Source organism: Streptomyces zinciresistens K42 (genome assembly GCF_000225525.1).
In the GTDB taxonomy this organism is placed as follows: Bacteria; Actinomycetota; Actinomycetes; order Streptomycetales; family Streptomycetaceae; genus Streptomyces; species Streptomyces zinciresistens.
Window position 1 is genome coordinate 1 of record NZ_AGBF01000276.1, and the last position, 6,733, is coordinate 6,733.

Genomic DNA, 6,733 nt, shown 5'->3' on the forward strand with positions numbered 1-6,733 from the left:
CGGCGCGGGGGCGGTCGGCCGGTCCGCGCCGGGCTCGCCCGTGGCGGGGGGCGGCACCGAGCCGTTCGGCGCGACGGTCGGTTGGTCGTCCGGCCGTACGGGCACGGCGGACAGGTCGTATCCGCACGCACCGCAGAAACGGTCACCCGACTCAAGCGGCCACTCGCAGCTCGGGCAGGCGGACAACTGGGGCATCTGCGACATCAATTACACCCACGTCCGGGGGCGGTAACGGTTGGCACGTTCCACCAGGTCGATCCTCTCCTCGCCGCCCCGGGCGAGCCGGGCCAGCATGCGGTACGAACGCTCCAGGCCGAACCGCAGTCCCCGCTCGTCCAGGCCGCTGCCCAGCAGCGTCCGTCCCGCGGGAGCGGGCGGTCCGGAACCCTGGCCACCGGAGAGTATCCAGTCCAGCGCGCAGCCGAGCACCTCGGCCGACAACTGCTCCCGGCGAGCCGGGTCCAGACCGTACGCCTCCAGGGCCTCCACCTGCCCCGCCGCCGCGGTCAGATCGTCCAGGAAGGGTACGTCCCCGGCGACCGCCGTGCGTTGACGCAGCCGGGCGCGGACGGCCGCGACCCGGGCGGCGGTGTAGTGGATGGAACTCTCCGGGACCGACTCCAGGGTCCGCACGGCGCCCGCGCGGTCGCCGGTCGCGAGCCGGACGCGGGCCAGGCCGAAGGCGGCGCCGACATGGCTGGGGTCGGTGGACCACACCAGGCGGTAGTACTCGGCGGCGTTGTCCAGCTGGCCCAGCACCTCCGCGCACAGGCCGAGGGCCAGCTTGGGCGCGGGCTCGCCGGGGAACGCGTCGTAGACCGCGTCGAAGGCGAGCGCGGCGCCCTCGTGGTCGCCGGTGACCAGCGCGGCCACGCCGCGGTACCAGACCACCCGCCAGTCGTCGCGGGCCTCGTCCTCCAGCCTCAGCAGCGCCTCGTGCGCGGCGGCCGTGTCACCGCTCGCCAGCCAGGCCCGCACCTGGCCGAGCCGGGTCTCGGCCGACGGCGAGGGGACGGCTGCCAGCGCGCCCAGCAGCTCGGCCGCCGCGGTGGTCATCAGACCGGCCAGGAACCCCGCGTTGGGGTCCGCCGGATCGACCCGCGGGACCGGCAGCGCCAGCGCGGCGGCCGGGGCGTCGACAGCCCGCACGAGGGCCCCCGGTGCCCCGGCCGCCAGGGCCGGACGCCCCGCGGCGGGCGGCACGCGCGCCCCCAGCCGCGACACCTCCCCGTCCAGCTTCGGGAACAGCACCGTGTCCGTGACCCGCACCTCGGGCCCGAAGAGCGTGGACAGCGCCGGCCTCGCCCGCCCCGACTGGAGCGAGACCACCTCGCGCAGCACGCCCGTCAGCTGCTCCGCCATCTCCTGCGCGGAGGCGAAGCGGCGGGCCGGGTCCGGGTCGGTGGCGCGCACCAGCAGGCGGTAGAACGACTCGTAGCGGTGGAAGACCTCGATGTGGTCGGGGTCGGGCAGCGAGTCGGCGTGGACGCCGGTGTAGCCCTGGAAGTCGAAGGTCATCACGGCGAGCGTGCGGGCCACCGTGTACAGGTCGGAGGCGACGGACGGGCCGACCTCCGCGACCTCGGGCGCCTGGTAGCCCACCGTGCCGTAGATGGCCGATTCCTCGTCGTCCATCCTGCGCACCGCGCCCATGTCGATCAGCTTGAGCTGGTCCTCGGTCTGGATGGCGTTGTCGACCTTGAAGTCGCAGTACAGCAGGTTGCGGCTGTGCAGGTGGCCGAGCGCCTCCAGCGCCTCGATGCCGTACGCGCACGCCTGCTCGACCGGGAGCGGATCGCGCCGGCCGGCCTCCGTGCGGCGCGCGTTGGCGATCTCCTTCAGCGACTTGCCGCCGACGTACTCCATGACGATGTAGCCGTCGAGGGAGCCGGTGCGCTGGTCGAGGTGCTCCACGAAGTTGTAGATCCGCACGATGTTGGCGTGCTCGATCTCCGCGAGGAAGCGCCGCTCGGAGATCGCCGCCGCCATCGCGTCCTGGTCGCCGGTGTCCAGCAGGCCCTTGAGCACCACCCAGCGGTCGGAGACCGCGCGGTCCACGGCGAGGTAGACCCAGCCCAGCCCGCCGTGCGCGAGGCAGCCCGCCACCTCGTACTGGCCGTGCACGACATCGCCCGACGTCAGCTTGGGGACGAAGGAGTACGGGTGCCCGCACTTCGTGCAGAAGCCCTCCGTACGGCCCGGCCGCTCCCCCCGCGCGCGGCCGACCGGCGCGCCGCAGTCCGCGCGCGAGCAGAACCGCTTGCGCTCGGGCACCTCGGGGTTCGCCAGCACCATGCCGCGCGGCTCGGGCCGGGGGACGCCGGGCACCTGGACCAGGCCCGCGCCGAGCCGTCCGCGCCCGCTCGACCCGGCCGTCGAGCCCGAACTGCGCACCGACACCGAGCGGCCCGTGGAACGGCCCGACAGCGAGCGCGAGAGCCGCCCCGACACCGAGCGACGGGACCGCGAAGAGCGCGACGACCGCGAGGACGGCGACGACTGCGAGGACGGCGGCGACGGCGAGGACGGCGAGGATTGCGGCGACGGCGACGACGTACGCGCGCCGCGGCCGGTGGAGCGGGAACCGCCGCCGCCCGCCGCACCCGCGCCGCCCGCCGTCCCGGCGGCGGGCGAGCCGACCGAGCCCGTCGCCGGGACGACCGGGGCCAGACCGCAGGTGTCGCAGTACAGCTCACCGCCGCCCATGTCCTCGTACGTCCCGTCGCAGTCCGGGCGCTGACAGCCGCGCTGTGCCTGACTCATGACCACGACTCCCCCCTGTGCCTCATGCTCCCGGCCCCCCGCCGTCCTCGGGGCCGCGTGGTCCGGGCACCCGCCCGGTGCCGAACAGCTCGGCGGCCAGCCGCTGGTAGCGCAGCACCGCCTGCTCGGCGACGCGCAGATCGCAGGGCGCGCTCCACAGCATCCGGCGCGCCGCGTCATACCGCTCGGTCAGGAACGGGTCCTCGGCGAGGCCGTGCCGCGCGACCTTCGCCTTGTACGCGTCCAGCCGTCCGCGCAGCTCCGCGCGGACCGCGAGCGGGGCGGTGACCGCGGTCAACGACTCGCGGGCGCGCAGCAGTTCGTCCTCGGCCTTCTGCTCAAGCGACTCAAGGAGCGGCGACAGCCGGTGCCACTGGGCGTGCCTGCGGTACTCCGCGGCCGCCGCCAACTGCTCCTGGAGCACGGTCGGCGGGCCGCTGACCACCGGCACCTCCGTGGCGGCGATCTTCGCCAGCACCTCGCCGCGCGCGGTGCGCGCCTCGGCGAGCGTGCGGTCCGCGCGCGAGAGCACGTCGCGCAGCCGCACCAGGCGCTGCTCGGCGTCCTGGCGGACGGTCAGCACGGCGTCGATCTCGCGGCGCACGTCCTCCAGGGCGCGCGCCTCCCGGTCGTAGACCGCGGTGTCCGGCCTGCCGCCGCCGGGCGCCGAACTGCCCCGCGCCGCAACCCAGTACGCGAGCGGGTCGGACACCACCTCGGCGCGCAGCCGGGTCAGGACGCGGGTGATCCGCTCCAGGTCGTCGCCCGCCGGGTGCTCGCCCGGACGGACCCCGACCGAGTGGGCGAGCCGCCGGGTGCGCTGGAGCTCCGCGGCCAGTAAATCGATCCGGGCGGGCAGGGCCGACCACACGGCGTCGGAGGCGACGACCATGTCCAGCGACGCCGCGTACAGCTCGTTCATCCGGTCCACCAGGGCGGACAGGCTGAAACGCTCACTGAGCCTGCCCGGACCGCCGTGGAGCGCCGGGGTGCCGGCGGTGGCCGCGACCGATCCGGCCACCGTCACCGATTCGCCGCGCAGCAGGTCCGTCAGCTCCACGAGGTCCTCACGGCTGGACCAGCGGCGCCGGGCGCGGATCTCCCGGGCGCCGCGCAGCGCGCCGGTGTACGCGTCGAAGTACGCCCACAGCAGGGTGATCGACGCGTCCGCGGCCGCCCAGCGCTCCCGGGTGACACCGGTCAGCTCGGCGCCCTCCAGGAGCCTGCGGCCCGCGTGGTCCTGGAGGGCGAGGAGGGACGTCTCGATCGCCTCGTGCTCCGCGCCGAGCCGCGCCAGCGCACGGTCCACCTCGTCCCGGTCCATCACCGGCCCGGCGGGGTCCGTGACGCCCATCGATCACCTCTCGCTGCTCTCGTGGTCCGTGGGTGGTCCGTCGCTCGCCCGTGTCCCGCTCGCCGTCCTGCCGGTGCCGTGCCTGCCGGTGCCGTGTCTGCCGTGTTCCCAGGGTCCGGTGGTTCCCCGGGGCCGCTCGGGGCCCCCGGGGTCGAGTGTGCCGGTCGGGGGCGGGTCACCTGTAGTCCGCCTCGGGAGGCGTCGCCGACTTCGACCTCTGTCCGGGCCTGTCCATGGTCGGGCGCAGCCACTTGTCGTACGACGCGCGCCAGCCGTCCGACCCCTTCACGTACTTCTCCAGCGTCCGGTTGACCTGGCGCACCAGGTCGTCCGCCTTCAGGTTCATCGCCACGCCGTAGTACTCGTCCGTGAACAGCCCGCCCTTGAGCTCCACCGCCGGGTCCTGCGCCGCCTGGCTGGCCGCGAGGGCGCCGTCGGTGACGACCGCGTCCGCCCGGCCGAGCTGCAGCTGCACCAGGCAGTCCAGCTGGTTGGGCACGACGAGCGAGATGTCCGCGGAGGCCGGGAGGCCGCCGCTCTTCTTGTCCGCCGCCAGTTTGTCGTACGCCGTCGACCCCTTCGCCGAGCAGATCCGCAGGCCGGCGAGGCTCCCGTCGTAGCCCGTGACCGCCGAGGACTTGGGCGCGAGCACCTGCTGGCCGGTGACGAAGTACGGCGCGGAGAAGGCCACGTCCTTGATCCGGGCGCAGGTGATCGTCATGGTGCGCACCACCATGTCGACCTCGCCCTTCCGGATCGCCTCGATACGGCGGCTGGTCGGGATGGCCTTGAACCGCACCGCGTCGCGGTCGCCGAGGATGTCCTGCGCGATCCGGTGGACCAGGTCGATGTCGAAGCCCTCCAGGTCGCCGGAGGGGTTGTTCGGGTCGAGGTAGCCCCAGCGGTAGCTGTTGGTGTCGACGCCGACTGTCAGACGCCGGTCCGCGCGGGCCCTGATGGCGTCCAGCGTCGGCCGGGCGTCCCCGCCGCCCGACGGCGACAGGCTCTGGTCCTGCGGGTTCTCGCAGTCCTCCGCACCGGCCTGGCCGGCGCGGGCGAGGCCCCGGCCCGCGGCCGGGCCGTCGCCCACCGTCCGCTCCGACAGCGGCAGCAGCAGCGTGAAGGAGACCGCGAGGGCGCAGACGAGGGCCATGGCGCCCACCCCGCCCCAGCCCCGCAGTCCGGCCCGCAGGCGGCGCCAGCGGGCGGCCGCGCCCCGGGGGCGGGCCGAGTCGGTGTGCGCGTGCATCGTCGTGCCCCCTCTCACCGGTACTCCGACAGCCTGCGGCCGATGCCGAGGACCGCGCCGGCCGCGCCCAGCACCCCGAGGACGGCGGACCCGGCCGGCAGCCCCGTCAGCCAGCCGCGCCCGTCGCGCGCGGCCTGCCTGAACTCGCCCTGCTCATGGTCGAGCGCCACCGCCAGCGCCTTGTCGACGTTGGTGAAGCACACGCTCGTCGGCTCCTTCGCGGCGCCGATGACCCGGTCGCGGGCGGCCTGGTAGTTCCCGGAGTCGTTGTCCTGGCGCGCGAGGGCGTTGCGCTGCTTCCAGACCTTCATGAAGCCGTCGGCGTCCTGGACGGGCTTCCTGCCCGCCGTGTCGTCGGAGAGGGCGGCGGCGCGGGCGAGCGCGCGCGCGAGCACGCCGATCTCCCGGTCGTAGCCCGACGCGTAGGTGTCGACGACCGAGCCGTCGTCCAGCGTCCTGGTGTCGGCGCCGCGGCTCACCAGCGTGAGGTTCTCGTCGCTGCGGGCCGTCAGCGAGGCGATCCGGGCCTCGTGCAGGACGGCCAGCGAACGCACGCCGTTGTCATAGGAGTCGTTCAGGCCCGCGCGCGCCAGGGTGTGGCTCACCGTGAGCCACAGCAGGACCACGGTGGCGGCGGCGGTCGCGGTGACGAGGCCGTGGTTCAGGACCCGGTTGGTGCGGCGGTAGTTGCGGCGCTGGGCCCAGACGAGGGCGGCCACGGCGAGGACGCCGAGCCCGGCCGCGAGCCACGGGAAGGACTTCGCCGCGGCGTAGTCGGCGCCCAGGCGCTGGTTCTCCGTGCGGTACAGCCGCTGCGCGGCCGGCAGCATCTCGTCCTGCATCATCTTGTTCGCCGCGCGGAGGTAGGCGCCGCCGACGGGGTAGCCCTGGCGGTTGTTGGCCCGCGCCGTCTCCACCAGGCCCTTGTACTCGGGGAGCAGTCTGCCCAGTTCGGCGATGGTGCCCGCCGAGGACGAACCCGCCTCGGAGTTGGCCGCGGCGGTGACGAGCTTGGACGCGGCCGTGCCGATGTCCTTCTCGTAGCCCTCGCGCATGGCGGGCTTCTCCTGGAGGCCCGCCAGATAGCCGCTGGCCGCGGCGGTGTTGGCGTCCGCGAGCGAGCGGTAGATGTCGGCGGCGTCGGAGCTGAGCGGCTGGCTGCGGTTGAGGACGTCGTCGGCGGCGCCCGCCCGCTCCGTCATCTGCCAGGCGGTCACGGCCCCGAACGCGACGACGAGCAGGGCGAGGACGGCGCCGATGGCGCGCAGCCGGCCCGGTTCGGTGGTGGCCGCCGCGCGCAGCCGGTCGGCGCCCTCGGCGAAGGCGGTGCGCCGGCGCTCCGGGGGCGCCGCCGCGAGGGGGGAGAC

5 protein-coding genes are annotated in these 6,733 nt (G+C 74.8%); all 5 read right to left on the bottom strand.

All coding sequences use genetic code 11. The annotated features are described in order from the left end of the window. Positions 1 to 204 (bottom strand): zinc ribbon domain-containing protein (locus SZN_RS34285; protein ID WP_007504288.1); only part of this gene is annotated, 204 nt, incomplete at its 3' end. 3 nt (positions 205 to 207) lie between these two features. Then, the gene (locus tag SZN_RS34290) at positions 208 to 2,763 is read right to left on the bottom strand and encodes a serine/threonine-protein kinase (RefSeq protein WP_050815160.1); all 2,556 of its coding nucleotides are present in this window, start codon (positions 2,761 to 2,763) and stop codon (positions 208 to 210) included. A gap of 22 nt (positions 2,764 to 2,785) precedes the next feature. After that, positions 2,786 to 4,117, bottom strand: a complete 1,332-nt coding sequence (locus SZN_RS34300; protein ID WP_007504292.1) for a coiled-coil domain-containing protein — start codon at positions 4,115 to 4,117, stop codon at positions 2,786 to 2,788. A gap of 175 nt (positions 4,118 to 4,292) precedes the next feature. Next, positions 4,293 to 5,366, bottom strand: a complete 1,074-nt coding sequence (locus SZN_RS34305; RefSeq protein ID WP_007504294.1) for a glutamate ABC transporter substrate-binding protein — start codon at positions 5,364 to 5,366, stop codon at positions 4,293 to 4,295. A gap of 14 nt (positions 5,367 to 5,380) precedes the next feature. After that, positions 5,381 to 6,733 (bottom strand): hypothetical protein (locus SZN_RS34310; protein WP_007504297.1); only part of this gene is annotated, 1,353 nt, incomplete at its 5' end.

Bases quoted from the DNA above. Each gene is read 5' to 3' on its own strand.
- SZN_RS34290 (WP_050815160.1), bottom strand. From the start codon at position 2,763: ATGAGTCAGGCACAGCGCGGCTGTCAGCGCCCGGACTGCGACGGGACG.
- SZN_RS34300 (WP_007504292.1), bottom strand. From the start codon at position 4,117: ATGGGCGTCACGGACCCCGCCGGGCCGGTGATGGACCGGGACGAGGTG.
- SZN_RS34305 (WP_007504294.1), bottom strand. From the start codon at position 5,366: ATGCACGCGCACACCGACTCGGCCCGCCCCCGGGGCGCGGCCGCCCGC.